An 18,781-nucleotide genomic window follows, 5' to 3' on the forward strand; every position below is an offset into this window, starting at 1 on the left:
GTTATGTGGTTACCGTCCGAGCTGTTCGTGGGCGGACGCGAGGTTGTCGGCGGCGAGCGCGCCGAGCAACGAGAGCTCACCCGCGAGCGCGCCCACAGCAATGCGTTCTGCGAACGCGTCGGCGTTCGTTCCGGGGGGATCCCCGCCACCGCGCACGCCGAGGATGTCGAGTGCTTCGTTCTGAGTCGGTAGCTTCGTTCCGCCGCCGACTGTCCCGACGTCGAGGCTGGCGATCGTCACACTCGCGTACAGTTCGTCTCCGCGCACGTCGACGGTCGTGATGGCGTTGCCACCCTCTACGACCTGAGCAGCGTCCTGTCCGGTTGCGAGGAACACGGCGGCAACGACGTTTGCGGCGTGGGCGTTGAATCCCAAACTCCCCGCCTTGGCGCTGCCGACGAGGTTTTTGCGGGTGTTGGCTTCTTCGATCGCTTCCGGCGTCGTGCCGAACCGGTCTTCGACCTGCTCGCGGGTGAGCACGACGTCCGCGCCGACCGTGCGGCCCCGACCCTCGACCGCGTTGATCGCAGCGGGCTTTTTGTCTGAGCAGAGGTTGCCCGAGAGTGCTACCAGATCTGCGGGAGTTTCTTCTTCAAGTAGCTCACAGGCCGCTTCCGTTGCGATGGTGGCCATGTTCATTCCCATCGCGTCTTTGGTGTCGTAGCCAAACCGGAGAAACACTGAATCGCCGACGACGTACGGCGTCACATCTAGCAGCTCGCCGTGGTCGGTCGTCTCGGCCGCCGCCGCCGCAAGTTTCGCTTCGTTTTCACGCACCCACGAGGCGACCGTCCCGGCTTCGTGGACGTTCTCGACACGAAACACGGGGGCACGAGTCATTTTCGACTGGAACACCCGGGCATTGGCCCCTCCGGCGGCCTGGATCGCCGAACAGCCCCGGTTCACCGAGGCGACCAGCGCGCCTTCCGTGGTGGCGAGCGGGAGATACGCCGTTCCGCTCGCACTTGACCCATCAACGGTGAGCGGCCCGGCTACGCCGACGGGAATCTGTACCGCGCCGACCATGTTCTCGATGTTCGATTGAGCATCACCGGCGTCGAAGGCGTACGCACCGAGCGCCGAGAGATCAGTGTCGGTCTCTTGTGCGATGAGCCGACGGCGCGCCTCGACCGCGGTGTCGGCGTCCGCGTGGGCTTCGAGTTCGTGTAACGCGAGGTCACCCGACAGCACACGATCCGCGAGCGTTTCTGGTGCAGACATACCGGAATTCTATCTCCCGAGTGACTAAGACCCGTTGTTGTCGCTTCGAACGAGCAGTTCCCCAGCAAGCACACCGACACACCTGTTCGAGATCACGTTTCCCTCTCGGTCCATACCGAATCGAGCTGGTCGAAAGAGATACACTGTTGTCGTGAACTGCCCCTCATATTTTTGCTCGTTCCCCCCACCGTGGTGGTATGACCGATTCCGCAGACCTGATCGTGACCAACGCAGAGATCCACACGCTCACCGATCCCGACGAGACCCATGAAGCGCTCGCCGTCCGCGACGGGAAAATCGTCCGCATCGGGCGTCAGTATGAGATCGGCTTTCTCGAAGGGATCGACACAACGGTCATCGATCTCGATGGCGATGTACTCCTGCCGGGATTCATCGACGCCCATACGCACATGGAGCAGCTCGGCTGCCGACTCGTTCACGCGGACCTCTCGGCTGCGGATTCCATCGAGGAGGCTGTCGCGCTGTTGTGTGAGGAACGCGAGCGGACGGCGACGGGGTGGGTGCTCGGCTACGGCTACGATGAAAGCGCGTGGAATGAGGACCGACTGTTGTGCCGCGACGATCTCGATCGTGTGAGTGAGGAGCGCCCGGTCGTCGCGTTCCGCGAGGACCTCCACACGGGGAGCCTCAACTCGGTCGCCCTCGAACGCTACGGATCCGACATGCCGGTTGACGACGTTCGGCGGTCGGGAGGCGAACCGACGGGCGTCGTCGTAGAGGATGCGCTTTCGGTCGTTCGCCGCGACACCGCGCCCGGCCGTGAGCGGATGCACGATCTCATCACGGCGGCCCGGGATTGCGCCCACGAACTCGGCGTCACCGGCGTCCATGACATGGTGCGCTGGTCGGCCGCCCCACGGGTGTACCGGGAACTCGATCGGGCAGACCAACTCGAACTCCGTGTGCGTATCAACTACTGGAGCGATCACCTCGACGCACTGGACGAGCTCGGCACCGTCACGAACCACGGCAGCGAGTTCGTCCGTGTGGGTGGTGTCAAAAGCTACACGGATGGGAGTTTCGGCGGTCGAACTGCCCAACTCGCCGAGCCGTACGAAAACGGGGCCACCGGTCAGTGGGTCACGGGTCCCGAGCAGCTCCGAGAGATCGTCACGCGCGCGAATGAAGGAGACCACCAGTGTTGTGTCCACGCGATCGGTGACCGAGCCGTCGAAACGGTACTCGACAGCTACGAGGCGACCGACGATCCCAGCGGCAGCCGCCACCGTATCGAACACGCCGAACTCCTGTCGGAGCCGCTGCTCGAACAGTTCGCCGAGATGGGTGTCGTCGCCTCAGTTCAGCCGAATTTCCTCAAATGGGCACGCGAGGACGGGCTGTACGAGGACCGCATCGGCCGCGAGCGCACCCGACGGACAAATCAGTATCGCGCGCTACTCGATGCAGGAGTTCCGCTGGCGTTTGGCAGCGACTGCATGCCGCTCGATCCGCTCTTTGGCGTCGAGCAAACCGTCACGGCTCCCGCCGAACAGCAACGGCTCACCATCACCGAAGCCCTCCGGGCGTACACCGCTGGCGCGGCGTACGCCGGCTTCGACGAGCATCGGCTGGGCACCATCGAACCCGGGAACTGCGCCGATCTCGTCGCACTCGACCGGTCACCGTGGGAGATCGCTCCCGACGCGATCGCTGATATTGCGGTTACTCACACGATCGTGGACGGTCGGGTCGTCTACAGCTAAGGCAGGGGTGTTTCGTGGACAACTCGACCGTATTTTTGCTCCAGTGTCGGGAGCGGTCTTTGTGACTGACCGCGAGATTATGATGTACGGGGTTCGTCCTCCTGTCGAATCGAATACATCGGGGAGGAGGACGACCGTTCAGAACCGGCTTTTCTTCTTAAAGAGGTTGAGTCAAACGAGGCCGGATGAAGCTACTGCATACTCATCAGTTCTCTTCGGCCGCGACCGACAGCTGACACGACGGTTTCTCGTCCTCGCTGGTGCTATTTTCTTCGCGAGTTTTGTGGTGTACACGAGCTTTCCGGTGTACGAAGGTCTTCCATTCACGTTTCTGTTGATTGTGCCGTCTATCCCGATCATGGCAGACACCCTAGCACTCGTCAGCGCCTACCTCAACGACGGTCTCCTCGTGAGTGCCCTACTGCCTGTCATGGCCGTACTCGGACTGAAACTCTCGTTGAGTATCTGGCTCTATTTTAATCTAGTTCCTAGTTATAACCCAGCTGGAATCGATTTTGTGCCACTACTCATCACAGTCGCCTTCGGAATAGGTGTCAGTGTCGCTATCGGAGCTGGCACACGACGGGCTGTCGATCACATAAACTCATAAACGTAGGGTCAGGGAGGTGGAGCGTTCGACGCTGACGGCGAGAGCATTGCTCTCGCCACTGCCTCCTTCTAACGACTGAGACTCCGATACGAGACGGACACGCTGTTAGCTTCACACCAAAGCTACCGGTGTCACAAACAGAGCAACTGGCCCGTCGTTTGCACTCACAACAGAAGATTTATACAGTTGAAACAACAGGTATATTGGAAAGGATCGCCTACGATCCTTGCTTTTGAAGAAAAAAGTTTATCAATACGTACCATCCTTGAACTAGTAACTTCGGTGCCGACCAATGGCAGAAATGGAAACTACGGGGTTCGAGACGGAACTCAGTCTGTTCAAATACGATAACCTCGAACGCCTCCCGCCGGCGTATCGTGATCTGTCCGAGGCAGACCGGACCGATCGCATCGAGGCAGCTCGTTCAGAACTGGGTGATGACGTGATCGTTCTCGGGCACAACTATCAGCGCCGAGAGATCGTCGAACACGCCGATTTCATCGGTGACTCCTATGAGCTGAGTAAGCGCGCGGCGAACGCGGACGCGCCGTACGTGGTGTTCTGTGGGGTGACGTTCATGGCCGAAAGCGCCGACATCATCACTGACGACGATCAGACGGTGATCCTGCCGTCGATGGAGGCGTCCTGTCCGATGGCAGGGATGGCAGAGGCCTTACAAGTCGATTCGGCATGGGCACAGATCACCGATGTGGTCCCCGACGCCGACATCGTTCCGATCACGTACATGAACTCGTATGCGGACCTGAAGGCGTTCTGTGCCGAACAGGGTGGGCTAGTGTGTACCTCCTCGAACGCCCATCACGCCTTCGAGTGGGCGTTAGAACGCGGCGACAAGGTGCTGTTTCTCCCGGATAAACACCTCGGGGAGAACACAGCCAACCGGATCGGACTAGAGGACAGCATCGTGGAGTGGGACCCGTGGGATCCCGAGAACACGACCACCGACGCGGAGATCGAAGCGGCCGACGTGGTTCTCTGGGACGGCTACTGTCAAGTCCACGAACGGTTCCGCGTCGACCACGTTGAGTCGGTGCGTGAAGACTATCCCAACGCTAATGTCATCGTTCACCCCGAATGTCGCCGGGAAGTCGTGGACGCTGCCGACGTTGCGGGGAGCACGTCGACGATCTGTGAGACGGTTGCCAACGCTGACCCCGGCGAGACGTGGGCTATCGGGACGGAGATCCACCTCACCAACCACCTCCAGCGGTGGCATCCCGACGTGAACGTGTTGCCGTTGTGTGGAGATGCGTGTATGGACTGTAACGCGATGCGCCAGATCGACCCCAACTATCTGACGTGGGTGCTCGAAGAGTTGGTGGCTGGCCACGAGCGGAACGTCATTTCGGTCGCGCCCGAGGAGACGGAACTGGCACAGGTCGCACTCGATCGGATGTTGGAGGTGTGATCGCGGATGTCGTTGTCAATCGAATCGATGACTGACGTGTTGGTCGTCGGCAGCGGGATCGCGGGCTGTGCGACAGCGCTTGCTGCTGCCCGCAACGGCGCACAGGTCACGCTGGTCACGAAGGCCAGCGAACCGGAGGAAGCGACGTCGTGGTGGGCCCAAGGCGGAATCGCCGTTACGCGGACGGACCCCGCCGCGTTCAAACGAGACATCCGCACGGCCAGCGACGACACCGCCGAACCCGAGGCCGTCGATGTGCTCGTCGAGAACGCCCGCAGTGCCATCGAAGACGTGCTGTTCGAGACGCTCGACGTCCCGTTCGATGCCAACGGAAGTGGCTATGAGTATGGGCGCGAAGCTGCCCATTCGAAGCGGCGCATCCTTCACGTCGACGCGAGCACGGGCCGTCACATCCTCGGTCCGTTTCTCTCCCATCTCGCAGGTCTCGATTCGGTCACTATTCATCAGGATACGGCCGCGCTCGACCTACTCACTCACGAAGGACGCGTTCACGGGGCGTATCTCGAATCCGACGGCGACGTCGAACCCATCTTCGCGGGAACCACCGTTCTGGCAACAGGAGGCATCGGTGCGCTCTATCCCGAATCCACGAACCCCGACGGCGCAACCGGCGATGGGATCGCCATGGCAGCGCTCGCGGGCGCGGACGTGCGTGACATGGAATACGTACAGTTTCACCCGACGGTCTGTACCGAAGGCGAGCCGTTCCTCGTGAGCGAGGCCGTTCGCGGAGAGGGCGCACTGTTGTGTAACGCCGACGGCGAACGGTTCATGCCCGACTACCACGCCGACGCCGAACTCGCGCCACGAGATGTTGTCGCGCGTGCGGTTGCCCGCGAGCGCGAGCAGACGGGAGGTGTGAGACTCGACGTGTCGCCACTCGCCTTCTCGGAGGCGTTTCCCGATCTCGTGGCGCTGTGTGACTCCCACGGTGTCGACTGGCAGGCGGGGATTCCGGTCGCTCCTGCCGAACACTTCCTCTGTGGCGGTATCGCTGTCGACAGCGACGGCCGAACTTCACTCGACCGGCTGTTCGCGGTGGGTGAATGCTCCCGGACCGGTGTCCACGGCGCGAACCGTTTGGCCAGCACGAGTCTACTCGAGGGGTTGGTGTGGGGATTGCGCGCTGGCCGAGCCGCTACCGGTTTCGATCCTCAGCGCATCGAGGTCCCCGATCTGCTTGATCGGGATCCGGCACTCCCCGAGCGATTCGGAGCGGAGAAATCGGTGCGGCTCCATCGGGTGATGTCCGAACACGTCGGACTCGAACGGACCCATGCGGGACTCAAACGAGCGACGGCAGCGCTACGGCGGCTGAAGGGCGAAGTCGACGCCTACACCCGGACTCGAACGTCGCGCGACTTATACGAACTCCGAGGGAAAAGCGTGACCGCGCTGCTCATCGCCCGTGCCGCCGCCGACAACCCGACATCGACCGGCTGTCACTACCTCGCGGAGGAACCAACAGCCAATGTTGATTAGACGAAACCAGATCGAAGCGTGGCTGGCCGAGGACATCGGTCATCACGACGTGACGAACGACGTGCCTGGCGAGACGAGGGGACGGCTGGTTGCTACCGAACCCGCCGTCGTCGCTGGGTTGGACGCCGCAACCGCGGTGTTCGAGCATCTCGATACCGATCTGTCCGTCCGATCGACTGTCGAAGTCGGAACGGCCGTCGATCCCGGAACGCCCGTGTTGACGGTGACCGGGCCGGCCACAGCGGTGCTCCAAGGCGAGCGCACCGCCGTCAACGTCGTGGCCCATGCTTCGGGCGTCGCAACGCGGACCCGTGCAGCTGTCGACGCCGCCCGAGAGGTGTCCTCTTCGGTACGGATCGCCGGCACTCGAAAAACGACACCCGGCTTACGCGGACTCGAAAAACGCGCCGTCGCTGCCGGTGGCGGCGACACCCACCGCCTCGATCTCTCCCATATGGTGATGGTGAAGGACAACCACATCGCCGAGCTGGGACTGGAGCGGGCGATCGACCGGCTGAGTCAGCGGGCGTCGTTCGCAACACAAGTCGAGGTGGAAGTCGAAACGCCAGCCGATGGCGCACGCGCCGCAGACGCCGGGGCTGACGTCGTCCTGTTCGACAACATGGCTCCCGAGGAAGTCGAACAAGGGGTTTCGACGCTGCCGGACGACGTGATAAGCGAGACCAGCGGTGGGATCACGATCGACGACGTGCCCGCGTACGCAGCGACAGGTGTCGACATCATCTCCATGGGTTCGCTGACCCACAGCGCGCCAGCCCGTGATTTCTCGTTCCGGACCGAGCAGTCATGAACTGATCGGTCATCCTGATGATCTCGCTTCGCTGACCGTCTCGTCAGTATCCTTTTTCGCATCGGCCGAGAGAACTACATGCATGGAGGATGATCGGGACGAAAACGGGGATCGAACCGGCGTCGAGCCGGGTGCGGTCGAGTACGAGCCGGTGGGGGTGAAGCATCTCCTCTCGGAGATGAAGGACACGGCAGAACTGCTGATTGATCTGTCGTACTCGTCGGTGTTGTTCGGGAGTCAGTCGGTCGCCCAAGAGGTGCTGACGCTCGAACAGCGGATGGACGTGCTCCAACTGAAAGCACGGATGAGCCTCTTGATGGCGGCTCGAAACCCTTCCGATGCCGAGGCACTCGCACCGGTGCTCGGCGTCGTAGCGGCGACCGAGAAGATCAGCGACGCGGCAGGGGACATCGCAAAGATCGTTACCGAGGAAATCGGGCTGCCCGACGCCGTTCGTGGGGCGCTGCCCGAAGCGCTCGAGACGTTGGTAAGCATCGAACTCGCCGAGAACTCGGATCTCGTCGGCCGGACCCTCGGTGACCGTAACCTCGAAACCGAAACCGGCGTGCGGGTCATCGCGCTCCGTCGTCAGGGGGAGTGGTTGTTGAACCCCGACCGACAAACGGAGCCTAAAGCCGGTGACGTGCTGTTGCTTCGGGGTCCCGAGGAGGGAATCGATACGGTGTACACCGAAGTGACTGGCCGGGAGTATCCTACTCCTGATCCTCCCAAGATGGAGATCGAGGACGTCGGGCGTGCCGTCGATTCTATCGTCCTCATGAAGAACATGAGTGAACTCGCGGTCGATCTGGCCTACGGAGCCGTGCTGTTCGACAACCGGGCGGTCGCTCGGGAAGTCCGAGAGCTCGAAATCGAAGTGGACGCGCTCCAATCGCGGTTCGAGGCGTGGACGCTCCGGGCGGCGAGCCGTGTCGATGACACCGTCAGCCTCCGTGGGCTGGTGCATCTCGCCCAATCTTCGGAAGTCATCTCCGACGCTGCCCTCGAAATCAGCGACGGTGTGCTCCGGGGATTGGACACCCATCCCGTGGTTACTGCCGCCGTCGAGGAGAGCGTCGAGATCATCACTCGGCTGGAGATCGATCCCGACAGCACGCTCGACGACGAAACGCTCGGCGACCAGTTGGTGAGCACCAAAACCGGAATGCGGGTGATCGCCGTGCGGCGCGGCACCGGCGAGAACGCCGAGTGGATCGTTTCGCCCGGTCCCGACACGCGGCTCAAAGCTGGCGACGTGATCATCGCAAAGGGGACCCGGGCCGGAAGCGATCGGCTCGAAGCGATGACGAGCGAGTGACAACTAACCATAATCAGTTGAACACAAAAAATATTTATCTAATTATGATAGTACAGGTATATGAGTAAAAAGCGACAGTTACCTCTCGCGTCGTCGTGGGTTCGGTACGGGTTGGTGGTAGTGATCGCCGTTACCATCTGTGTGTTTACGGTGGCCGACGCAGCGACGGTCGGACTGGAGGCGGACGGAGGACCGGTCTCACACGGGCCGTTCGGCATCGATATCGGCCCGCTCGGATGGTTCGAAACGGCCACGTACGCCCACGGGATGGCGTACGGAGGTTTGACCGCGTCGTTGGCGTACGCGGTCGTCGCACCGACCGACAGCGAGAGCCAGCGGCGACTCGTCGGGTGTGTCGTCGTTGCCGTCGTGTATGGGACAGTGCTTGAACTCCTCCAAGGGAATGTCGCCAGTCGCAGCGTGGAAACCGTCGATTTTTTGGCGAACACGATCGGCGCGTCGTTGATGGGGCTTTGCTGGTGGTGGCTGACCGACGTCGCCGAGTTCGTCCCTCGAACCGAGTGATCGCTGGCGGTTCGACGGTGTTACTCACGAACGCCCGGAAACACCCCCGGTTCCGTTTTCGTCGGAGTAGGATCCAGACAGTTCGCCTCTTCGCTGCTTGATAGGAACGTCAATCTCCCGCTGCGTTCGATCCAGACGTGCACCTTGATACACGTCGTATCGTCCGGTTCGGCCGGCTCGAACAGTCGGATCTGCTCGCCCATCGCCGCTCGGATTTCGAGATCGACCGGCTGTTCCGGAGGCCGGATGTCGATCACCGTCCCACCGAGCACCGTCCCCTCCTTTGGACCTACGTCGTACTCTTGTGAGTGGACCGTGGTCCCGTCGTACAGCACCACCACCGTCACCGTTCGCGCCGTGTCGCTCGCGTTCTCGACTAACAGTTCCGACAGGACGACTCCCGTTTCAGCCTCCGATTCGAACGTCGACAGACAGCCCGTGATCGGTAGTACCACCCCGGATACGACGCCGAGCATCGTCCGTCGATCCATGCGATCATATTATCAATAAATGATAAATATGTTTGGGAGATCGGTCGACCAAACGACTTATCGTCGTATCGTTAGCAGACGGTAGCGATGACGCTTCGTGTGGTTCATTACGCTGACATCGAGGCGACGTACGACGATCCAGAGCGGATCGCCCGTTTGGGGGATGCGATCGCCTCGCTTCGGGACGAGACCACCCTTCTCCTCGGTGCTGGCGACAACGTCGCACCCGGTGCGCTCGCGCTCCGTACCGAGGGCCAGCAGGCACTCGCGTTTTTCGACACGATCGAGCCGGACGTCGATACGCTGGGCAATCACGATTTTGACTACGGACAGGAGACGCTGTTGTCGGTAGTTCGCCAGTCGCCACAGACATGGCTGTGTGCGAACGTGATGGCTGACGAGGAACGGTTCGGCCACGAGACTGGGATCATTCCGTGGACGGTGATCGAACGGGCTGGCCACCGCGTTGGGTTGTTCGGGCTTGCCCATCCCAAGACGGCGGAGAAATCACCTGGAGCGCGATCGTTGTCGGTAACGGATCCGATCAGTGCCGCCGTCGACGCGGTTGAGCGGCTACGGGAGCAGTCCGTCGATCACGTCGTTTGTCTCTCCCATCTCGGTGAGTCAGAGGATCACGGTTTAGGAGAAGTGGACGATCTTGCAGTGGCAGTCGACATCGACGTGATCTGTGACGGCCACACACACGATCAGCCCCGAATCGATCGCGTTGACGGCACGTTGGTGGTGCGAACGTCTGGCGAGGGGATGGATATCGCCGAACTGCGGTACGATGAAGGATGGACGGCCACCCACCACGCTGTCGCGGAGTTCCCGCCAAAGCCGGATATCGAACGGACCTTTCGAGAGCTGCGAACCACAGCCGGGGTGGACGAGACCGTTGCCACGGTCGACGAACCGATCGATCGATCGCTGTCGGACCGGTTTCACGGCGAATCTCGGCTCGGAAACTTCGTGACCGACGCCTACCGGTGGGCCACCGGCGCGACGATCGGTCTCCAGCACAGCGCAGGAATGCGAGGCGGCCCGGCCCTGTCCGGCGACGTGACGGTTGCGGATCTCATCAGCATCGTCCCGTTCGACATGGAGGTTGTGACAACGACTATCACGGGAACGACACTTCGTGACGTGCTCACCTCCGGTGGAGAGATCGTGTATCCCGCACAGCCCGCGTTCTGGCATATCCACCTGAGTGGTGGGTCGGTGACGTTCGATTATGAAACACGGGAGCTAGCCGCGGCCACCGTGGATAGTGAGCCGATCGATTCGTCGGCGTTCTACTGCGTTGCCGCACCCGAAAACCTCGTGCGCTCGTTCAACATCGAAGCGGAGACCGAATCGGTCGGGCTACAGTACGAACTGCTCGCTGAATACGCCCGAGCACAGGGGATTAGGCCGACGCGCGAGGACCGCATCACGCGCCACGGTCTCGAAACAGTGCACCTCCCGGCGGAATAACGATCACTCCACCCGCCGGACGGCCTGATACGCCGAGATCACTGTGAGTATGATCGTGACGAGTACAGCGGTGCCAAAGGCGAGGACGAACGCCAGCGCGAGAAAGAGGAGCGGTCCACCGACGCCGTCCGGAGCTGGGCCGCGCAGTTCGAACACCCGGACGACGTACATCAGCACGCCGAACACGACACCCACCGCTACACCGATCTTGCCGTTTCGGGCGACGCGAAGCGCATCGAAAAACGCCGCCGTTCCCGAACGGTCGGCTGTCACGGACTCGTCGATACTGTCGTCCACATCGATGGTTGGACGAGCGAATAGAAATCGTCTTCGCAACGGTACGTGGTATGCCGCGTGGTAATTCCCCCGACGGAGCGCGAAAATCGCCTTTGAATCGAACGGTCTAAGGGTATGGATTTACCGAATATACACAATGACGACGCTCGGCACCGCAACCGCGTGTCCCAACGAAATCGCAACGGGACGGCTGTCTGTCGGAGAGGCCCGTGATGGCAGCGACATCGGCCTACCGGTTGCGGTGATCAACGGTGCGGATGACGGCAAAACCCTGTACATTCAGGCAGTGAGCGACGGCGACGAACTCAACGGTCTTGGGGTCATCCAACGGCTGGTGCCCCAACTCGATCCGAGCGAGGTTTCCGGACGGATCCTCGTCGTAGGGATCGTTAACTACCACGGCTTTCACGTCGCTGAACACCGCAACCCGATCGACGATACGAAACTGAACCGGGCGTATCCGGGCGATCCCAACGGGATGTCGACCGAGCGCATCGCCCATGCCACCTTCGACACCGTGACGCGGGCCGATCTCGCGCTCGATCTCCACCAAGGCTCGACCAGCCGCATGATCGATGAGACCCGCGTCAGGTGTGGATCGCGCCACCGGCTCCACACGGAGTGTCTCGAACTCGCCAAGGTGTTCGATTGTGGGTACATCCTGGATCAGAAAGGTCCTGACGGACAGCTCGCGCGGACAGCACCCAACGAAGGGGTGCCCACGATCGATCCCGAACTCGGTGGCTCTGTTGGATGGGATCACAGCAGTATCGAGCGCGGCCTTCGGGGCGTGTATCGGGTGCTCAAATACTACGGGTTTTTAGACGGCTCGATCGATATCAACCCCCAGACACGGGCAAACGGGTTCGAACAGTACGGCTCACCCAAGGGAGGGCTGGTGACGTTTTATCCCGGTCTCGGCGACCGTGTCGAGAGTGGTGATCCTCTCTTCGACGTGACCGATCCGTTCGGTCGAGTCAAATCCACCGTGACCGCCGATTCGACCGGCGTGTTCTGGCGCACGCGACGGCTCCCCCAAGTCGCAACCGGTGAGTACGTCTGTTCGCTCGGCACCAATCTCGATGAGTACTGACCACCTAGACCCTGATCCGAGGGATCACGCTACGACGTGACCGACGCGTTGCATCGAGGCGGTCGAACGGAATGAGGGATGGTACGCGGGCCACGCGTGGAACCTGTTCTTTTTTGAGGGCATTGCGACCATCACCTACGAGATCGTCGCCCGCTGGAACTGGTCGGCTCCCGACGCACTCCTCATGTCACAGGGCCACGGCACGCTGTTTTTGGGCGCGTACCGGGGCTTTCGACGGCTCGCTCAGATGGATCTGATCGATCACCCCGCGGCTGCTCGGCGTGCAAGCCGTTGGCTACGACCCCATTGCGCGCGAACTGCGTGGCGCGGCTGACGGCGACACGAACGAGGCTGCCGACGGTATCACATCCGAAAGCCGGTCAGAAAGGAGTAGCTCATGGAAGTGATCGAGACGCCCGACGGCGACTGTATCGCGCTCGGTGCGGAGGCGGTCGCAACCGAACGCAATGCCCTCGGTCATCACGGCTTTTACGTCGAACCGACGTACGCTATCGCCCCCACCGCGCTCGACCGGTACCGCGAGCGAGGCGTGTTTGGTCCTGACGACGATGTCGTCGTTCCCCTCACTGGCAGCAGATTGAAAAAGTAACACCGGTCGGAATCGTGTCAGGCGTTCTAATCGTTTTCAATTCCTTGATACGATCGATGCGGTCATCGCTCTCACTCGAAGAGCGATCGTGCATAGCGGTGGATCGGTGCGTCGAGCCAATCTCGCTCTGTTGCTATCGTTTCGAGTGCAGAGCGAGCTTCTGATTCGGTGAGAACGCCACGATCGCAAAGGCTTCGAAGAAGCACCGGAGAGAGAACGATGTCAGTCTCTACGAGCGCCGCTAACTCTGGGAGTGCCCTGAAATCGTCTGTGACGAGAACGGATGCATTGGTGTCTCGAACAGCCCCAACACAGCTTGCTTCGCCAGTATCAATGCGATTTGATAGTAGCTCTGGTGCCGTCACATCACGTACTGCAACGTGGTCCATGCGTTCGAGTACGGCTGTCGCACCGCGTCCGTGTGGATCATCATACGCTGCGGTGTTCTCGAGTTCGTCTACGACTCGGGTCGTTGTGGTGATATCGAACCCTGTGAGGACGAGTTCTAAGCAGTCTCCGACTGCGATCGAAACGAATGCACTGGTGTCAACGACGACCATCCACGCTCACTGTTCTCCGAGTGTGTCCGCGAGTTCGTCACTCCGATCGAGCAACCGCTTCGAAGATTGTACTGCTTTCGCATCCTGACGACCAATGATCAGTTCCAACGTCTCGAAATCAATCTCGTCGGTGAGATACAACTCCACGACCGACTCGCGGAAATCTTCATCTGATTCGATGTCCGCTATATACTCCCGAAGCGCCTCAATGAGAAGCTCAGTACGGTTCTTGTGCGTTACTTCACTCGCAACATCGGCGTGGGTAATGAGCTCCTCCGGAAGCCGAAAGTTCACTTTCTTCGTGCTCATGTATGTACATTGTACCCACAACACCAAAACGATAGCGGCGATCGAATCTCCCGTTTTGCCCTGTTCTGCCCTGTCAGCCTACCGCTCGGGGTGTATGGGCGCGTCGAACCCGCCGCGGATCAGCGGTTTGGCGACGTGGCGGCGGGCACAGGGGGGCACTTCGTACCAGCCGGGTTCGAGATCGCGCTTGATCTTCCGCTCGACTTTTTCGGAAGCGTTCGTGCCACAGTCCCGACAGCGATAGCCCTGCTCGCGCCCAGCACTTTCCATCCGTCGTTCACAGTCCGGGCAGGTCGGGGTGATGCGTTCGGTTTCTCGTAGCCAGCGGACGGCGAACTTCTCCAATTTGAGCGTTCCCGCCGCCACTTCTCCACAGGCCGTGATGCGATCGCCCGGTCTGAGCGCGCGAACGCGATCGCGGAAGCGCTTCGTCGGTGCGAACGCTACACAGTCGATCGTTCCCGAGTCGTCTTTGAGGGTCGTAAACACGTGCCCCCCCTGCTTCGTTTCGGGTCGGCTGTTGACCGTTCCTCCCACTCGGTACGCGCGGCCATCCACGACGGTGTCGACGTGTTCGGCGTCGTGAAGGTGCGTGTCGGTGCCTTGGTTCGTCACGAACGTTTCGCGCGTTGCCACTGGCTCGCTGTCGATCATCGCGGCAACGTCCTCACACTCGTCGGGATCGTCTCCACGGATGCCGTGCAGAATCGGACACGGCGTGTGTGGCACACACACTAGCTCCCGTTCTTCGCGGTCGACCGTGTCCCACACCGTTGGATAGCCCTCATCGGCCGCTCGATACACAGATTCGTCCCCGACGTCACGGGGGGTACCCCAGCGCTCTCGGTGGCGATAGGAGATGCACTCGTACGTCCAGTCGTCGAAAACGTCTGCACTCTCCCGATCCGTGCGGTGAGTGTCGTCGGCTACTGCTCGTTGTCGCCCGATCCACGCACCGACGGCGGCGAGCGCGCCGATCCGCCCGCGACCGTTGCCCCAATGGGCCGATCGGTAGCCGGTGACATCGAGAACACGCTCAACATCGGCGATGGTGAGTCGTTCGCCCAGTGCTGCCGTGGCGAACGCGAACACAGCGTCGGTGGCGTCGACACCGCTCCACTCGGTAGTGTCGGGTGCGACGACCGCTCCTGGATTGGTGTTCGGATCGTCGACCTGTGCCAGCCGATCGACGATCTCACTCACGATCGACACCGCACGTTCCGGATCAAGGGTTGTGGGTACCGCGACAGCGGCGTTCCCTCGTGTTTTGTGCTCGATGGCGGGATTCAATCGAACGAGCAGGGGCCGCTCGTCCGGTGTCGAGCGATCGAGCGCGTGCTCGCGTTCACGAAAGCGTCGTGCGACCGTGTGAGCGACGTACGTGGTGCACATCCCAGTCTCGCGGGAATCCGTATCATCGATCCCGATAACCGTCACACGAGTGCTTTCCGGCCAGCGCTCAAACGGCTTTCGCCAGCCGATCGAGACAGATATCTACAACGACACAACGCATATATGGACAGAATCACCTATAACTATCTATGTCTCGGTCTGCACTGGTCGGGAACGTGATAGCCATGCTTGAGGACGCGGGCTTTCTCGTGAGCGACCGGTGTGCTGTACGGCCAAAGAGTTTCGACGTCGCAGCCCGCCGGGGTGAGGAGATCATCCTGGTAAAAATCCTTGGAAATATCGATTCGTTCGATACTCCGATCGGGACGGAAATGCGTCGACTCGGGATGTATCTCGACGCGACACCGATCGTTATCGGCTTGCGAACCCGCGATGAGCAGCTCGATCCGGGCGTCGTTTACTTCCGGCACGGCGTTCCGGTGCTCAGCCCGGACACGGCGATGGATCTGTTCGTCGAGGAAGTCCCACCGCTCATTTACGCCGCTCCCGGTGGACTGTACGTGAACATCGACGGCAGTGTGCTGGCCGACGCTCGTCAAGATCGTGACTGGAGCCTCGGCCGACTCGCAACGGAACTCGGCGTCTCACGACGTACGGTGTCGAAGTACGAGGACGGGATGAATGCGAGCGTCGAAGTCGCTGTTCAACTCGAAGATCTGTTCGAGGCACCGCTCACGGATCCGATCGACGTGTTCGATCCCGAGTCGATCCACGACGACGACGATCCCGACGACGCCGAGATCGGTCCCGACGACGAGCAACTCGTCACTGTCCTTACCCGCGTCGGGTTCGACGTCCATCCAACGCGACGGTCGCCGTTCAAGGCGGTCAGCGAAGACGACCGCGAACGGATGAAGATGCTCACAGGACACTCGGCGTTCACACGAACCGCCGAAAAACGCGCGAAAATAATGAGCTCTGTCGGACACGTCACGAAAACGACGTCAGTGTACGTGGTCGAGGACACCAACCGCGAATCGGTCGAAGAAACGGCACTCATCCAACGCGATGAGATCGAGGCCATCGACGACAGCGACTCGCTCCGTGATCTCGTCCGCGAACGGGCGGAGACCGAGTGAAATCACTCGAAGATGCGTCGAAGCCGTCCGAGCGCGCTCGCTCGCTTTTCTTCCTCGCGTTTCTCGGTGAAAAAGGACTCCGTCTCCGCTCGTTCTTGATCGTACGCGGCCGTCGCTATCGGCCCACTTTCGCCTTCGGTCTCTGGAGCCGCCCCTGTTTCCTCAGCAGGATCCGCCGGCTGCGTTGTTTCCCCCGTGTCGGCACGACCACCGCCATTCTCAGGAGCCGAGTCTGGCGACGCCTGTGTCGCGTACGCTCCGTCGGTCTCTTGGAGTTGATCGACACCGACAAGAGTGCCTGCCAGATCCGAAAAGGCAACTGCCGCAGGGCTGCCGGTCCGCGCGACGATGTGCTTCATGGTGATCGTCCTGTCTTCGGGAACCGCAGCCAGCACCTCGTCACCCAGTTCGTCGATCAACTCCTGGGTTTCTTCGTCCTCACGTGCTTGGTTGACGACGACGCCCTCGACGGTGCCGCCGACGCGGGCGGCGAGTTCGCCCGTCTTTGCTGCATCCCTGATCGCCACGACGTCCGGCGTCGTAACGAGCACGACGCTGTCGGCGAGACGCAGCGGGGAGATCACCTCATCGGAGAGTCCGGCGCTGGTGTCCAAGAGGATGACATCGTACTCTTCCGTTAGCGGTCCTGTCGTGTACTGCAATCGGGAGGGATCGGCGGCAGCGTACTCGTCGAGGGCTTGTGTCCCGGGAATGACCGAGAAGCCTCTATCAGTCTTATAGGTCGCCTCACTGATACCGGCATCTCCGGCGAGAACGTTGTGAATCGTCGGACCACCGTCGGGTTGGATCCCGAGCACTGGTCCGAGATTCGACATTCCGAGATCGACATCTAGAGCTACTACATCGTAGCCGGCAGCCGAGAGTGCGGTTGCGAGATTGCTGACGGCAGTCGTTTTTCCGACACCGCCTTTCCCGCCCCCAATAGCGAAGACCCGCCCACTCATACATCCTTTCTCAGGGGGTGGGACACTAAACTCTTCCCTCGGTGCAAAGGGTACTTACGCCTCATCCATCTATTTCCCCCCAATGAATGATGACGACCAGTCGGATCGACGGAAATACGAATTCCGGAAGGTGATCGAGGAACTCACGGAATATTCGGGATCAGGCACACAACTCGTGTCCATCTACGTTCCCTCCGATCGTCAGATCAGTGACATCGTCGCTCACGTGACCCAAGAGCACAGCGAAGCATCGAACATCAAATCAAAACAGACGCGAACGGCGGTCCAAGACGCTCTCACCAGCATCAAGGATCGACTTCGGTATTACGACAACCCACCGGAAAACGGGATGGTGCTGTTCTCGGGTGCGATCGACGCCGGTGGTGGCCAAACCGACATGGTAACCAAGGTGCTCGAACATCCCCCTCAGCCGATCGAGTCGTTCATCTATCACTGTGATTCTGCCTTTCTCACCGAGCCGCTCGAAGAGATGCTGGGTGACAAAGGACTGTTCGGGCTGATCGTTCTCGATCGGCGCGAGGCGAACGTCGGCTGGCTCAAAGGAAAGCGAGTCGAACCCGTCAAAAGCGCCTCCTCGCTCGTGCCCGGCAAGCAGAGAAAAGGGGGACAGTCGGCCCAACGGTTCGCACGGCTCCGGCTCGAAGCCATCGACAACTTCTATCAAGAGGTCGCGGAGATGGCAGACGACCTGTTCGTTCCCAAACGCCACGAAATGGACGGCGTACTCGTCGGCGGTCCGTCACCGACCAAAGACGAGTTCTTGGACGGCGAGTATCTCCACCACGAGCTACAGGATCTCGTGCTCGGGAAGTTCGACGTCTCCTACACCGACGAGTCCGGCCTGTCGGACCTCGTCGATGCCGCCAGTGACGTGCTCGCCGAAACGGAGATGATGAAGGACAAGTCCCAGATGGACGAGTTCTTCAAGGAACTCCACCAAGGGGAGCTTGCGACCTACGGCTTCGAGTCGACCCGACAGAACCTCATGATGGGAGCCGTCGATCGGTTGTTGCTGAGCGAGGATCTCCGTCAGGACGTGGTCACCTACGTCTGTGAGAACGACCACGAACAACGGGAAGTAATCGACCGCCGGAAGAACACGCCGGATCACGAATGTGAACAGTGTGGGGATGTCGTTACCGCTGAAGCTGCTACCCGAGAAGACATCATCGAGCACCTGATCGACATCGCAGAACAGCGTGGAACCGAAACGAAACTCATCTCCACGGACTTCGAGGAAGGCGAACAACTGATGAACGCGTTCGGTGGCATCGCTGGTATCCTGCGGTATTCTACCGGTATCTAGAGTGGATATATTTTTACATT

The 18,781-nt window shown here is 60.8% G+C and carries 19 protein-coding genes; 12 read left to right on the forward strand and 7 right to left on the reverse strand.

From position 1 onward, the window contains the following. Positions 1–9: 9 nt before the first annotated feature. Positions 10–1,221: a hydroxymethylglutaryl-CoA reductase (NADPH) gene (hmgA, locus tag MW046_RS08125; protein ID WP_247992616.1), complete on the reverse strand. Its 1,212-nt coding sequence runs from the start codon at positions 1,219–1,221 to the stop codon at positions 10–12. Between the two features lie 197 nt (positions 1,222–1,418). Here hmgA and MW046_RS08130 point away from each other — a divergent pair, with 197 nt between their 5' ends. The 7 genes from MW046_RS08130 (at position 1,419) to MW046_RS08160 (ending at position 9,141) form a co-directional block, all read left to right on the forward strand. Further along, positions 1,419–2,945 carry an amidohydrolase gene (locus MW046_RS08130; protein WP_247992617.1) on the forward strand — a complete coding sequence of 509 codons (1,527 nt, stop codon included), beginning with the start codon at positions 1,419–1,421 and terminating at the stop codon, positions 2,943–2,945. Positions 2,946–3,006: 61 nt separating this feature from the next. Continuing rightward, entirely contained in the window at positions 3,007–3,555 is a 549-nt protein-coding gene (locus MW046_RS08135; protein ID WP_247992618.1) for a hypothetical protein, read from the forward strand. Positions 3,556–3,847: 292 nt separating this feature from the next. After that, entirely contained in the window at positions 3,848–4,984 is a 1,137-nt protein-coding gene (gene nadA, locus MW046_RS08140) for a quinolinate synthase NadA (RefSeq protein WP_368411321.1), read from the forward strand. Between the two features lie 6 nt (positions 4,985–4,990). Further along, complete coding sequence (locus MW046_RS08145; protein ID WP_247992619.1) at positions 4,991–6,487, forward strand: L-aspartate oxidase; 1,497 nt, start codon at positions 4,991–4,993, stop codon at positions 6,485–6,487. Further along, positions 6,477–7,298 carry a carboxylating nicotinate-nucleotide diphosphorylase gene (gene nadC / locus MW046_RS08150; protein WP_247992620.1) on the forward strand — a complete coding sequence of 274 codons (822 nt, stop codon included), beginning with the start codon at positions 6,477–6,479 and terminating at the stop codon, positions 7,296–7,298. Before MW046_RS08145 ends, nadC begins: the two co-directional genes overlap by 11 nt. A gap of 82 nt (positions 7,299–7,380) precedes the next feature. Further along, positions 7,381–8,616, forward strand: a complete 1,236-nt coding sequence (locus MW046_RS08155) for a potassium channel family protein (RefSeq protein ID WP_247992621.1) — start codon at positions 7,381–7,383, stop codon at positions 8,614–8,616. A 60-nt stretch (positions 8,617–8,676) separates the two neighbouring features. Beyond that, on the forward strand, positions 8,677–9,141 hold the full coding sequence (locus tag MW046_RS08160; protein WP_247992622.1) for a VanZ family protein: 465 nt from the start codon (positions 8,677–8,679) through the stop codon (positions 9,139–9,141). Positions 9,142–9,161: 20 nt separating this feature from the next. Here the strand turns inward: MW046_RS08160 and MW046_RS08165 are convergent, their stop codons facing one another. Further along, on the reverse strand, positions 9,162–9,632 hold the full coding sequence (locus MW046_RS08165) for a hypothetical protein (protein ID WP_247992623.1): 471 nt from the start codon (positions 9,630–9,632) through the stop codon (positions 9,162–9,164). Between the two features lie 87 nt (positions 9,633–9,719). On the opposite strand from MW046_RS08165, the gene MW046_RS08170 reads away from it, so the two are divergent. Further along, entirely contained in the window at positions 9,720–11,108 is a 1,389-nt protein-coding gene (locus MW046_RS08170) for a bifunctional metallophosphatase/5'-nucleotidase (protein WP_247992624.1), read from the forward strand. 3 nt (positions 11,109–11,111) lie between these two features. Here the strand turns inward: MW046_RS08170 and MW046_RS08175 are convergent, their stop codons facing one another. Then, on the reverse strand, positions 11,112–11,405 hold the full coding sequence (locus tag MW046_RS08175) for a DUF7536 family protein (protein WP_247992625.1): 294 nt from the start codon (positions 11,403–11,405) through the stop codon (positions 11,112–11,114). A gap of 136 nt (positions 11,406–11,541) precedes the next feature. Between MW046_RS08175 and MW046_RS08180 the strand changes: the two genes are divergently transcribed. Both MW046_RS08180 and MW046_RS08185 read left to right on the forward strand, forming a co-directional pair. Further along, on the forward strand, positions 11,542–12,498 hold the full coding sequence (locus tag MW046_RS08180) for a succinylglutamate desuccinylase/aspartoacylase family protein (protein WP_247992626.1): 957 nt from the start codon (positions 11,542–11,544) through the stop codon (positions 12,496–12,498). Between the two features lie 397 nt (positions 12,499–12,895). Next, positions 12,896–13,108: a hypothetical protein gene (locus tag MW046_RS08185; protein WP_247992627.1), complete on the forward strand. Its 213-nt coding sequence runs from the start codon at positions 12,896–12,898 to the stop codon at positions 13,106–13,108. 71 nt (positions 13,109–13,179) lie between these two features. Here the strand turns inward: MW046_RS08185 and MW046_RS08190 are convergent, their stop codons facing one another. From MW046_RS08190 to MW046_RS08200, 3 genes are all read right to left on the reverse strand, one after another. Further along, entirely contained in the window at positions 13,180–13,668 is a 489-nt protein-coding gene (locus tag MW046_RS08190; RefSeq protein ID WP_247992628.1) for a PIN domain-containing protein, read from the reverse strand. Between the two features lie 6 nt (positions 13,669–13,674). Continuing rightward, entirely contained in the window at positions 13,675–13,977 is a 303-nt protein-coding gene (locus MW046_RS08195) for a CopG family transcriptional regulator (RefSeq protein WP_247992629.1), read from the reverse strand. Positions 13,978–14,055: 78 nt separating this feature from the next. Further along, positions 14,056–15,414, reverse strand: coding sequence for a tRNA(Ile)(2)-agmatinylcytidine synthase (locus MW046_RS08200; protein WP_247992630.1), 1,359 nt, complete (start codon positions 15,412–15,414; stop codon positions 14,056–14,058). A gap of 104 nt (positions 15,415–15,518) precedes the next feature. Here MW046_RS08200 and MW046_RS08205 point away from each other — a divergent pair, with 104 nt between their 5' ends. Continuing rightward, entirely contained in the window at positions 15,519–16,469 is a 951-nt protein-coding gene (locus MW046_RS08205; protein ID WP_247992631.1) for a transcriptional regulator, read from the forward strand. A 2-nt stretch (positions 16,470–16,471) separates the two neighbouring features. Here the strand turns inward: MW046_RS08205 and MW046_RS08210 are convergent, their stop codons facing one another. Next, positions 16,472–17,434, reverse strand: coding sequence for a MinD/ParA family ATP-binding protein (locus MW046_RS08210; protein WP_247992632.1), 963 nt, complete (start codon positions 17,432–17,434; stop codon positions 16,472–16,474). Positions 17,435–17,516: 82 nt separating this feature from the next. Here MW046_RS08210 and prf1 point away from each other — a divergent pair, with 82 nt between their 5' ends. Further along, positions 17,517–18,761, forward strand: coding sequence for a peptide chain release factor aRF-1 (gene prf1, locus MW046_RS08215; RefSeq protein ID WP_247992633.1), 1,245 nt, complete (start codon positions 17,517–17,519; stop codon positions 18,759–18,761). The last annotated feature ends 20 nt before the right edge of the window (positions 18,762–18,781 follow it).

This window comes from Halocatena salina, assembly GCF_023115355.1.
Classification (GTDB): Archaea; Halobacteriota; Halobacteria; order Halobacteriales; family Haloarculaceae; genus Halocatena; species Halocatena salina.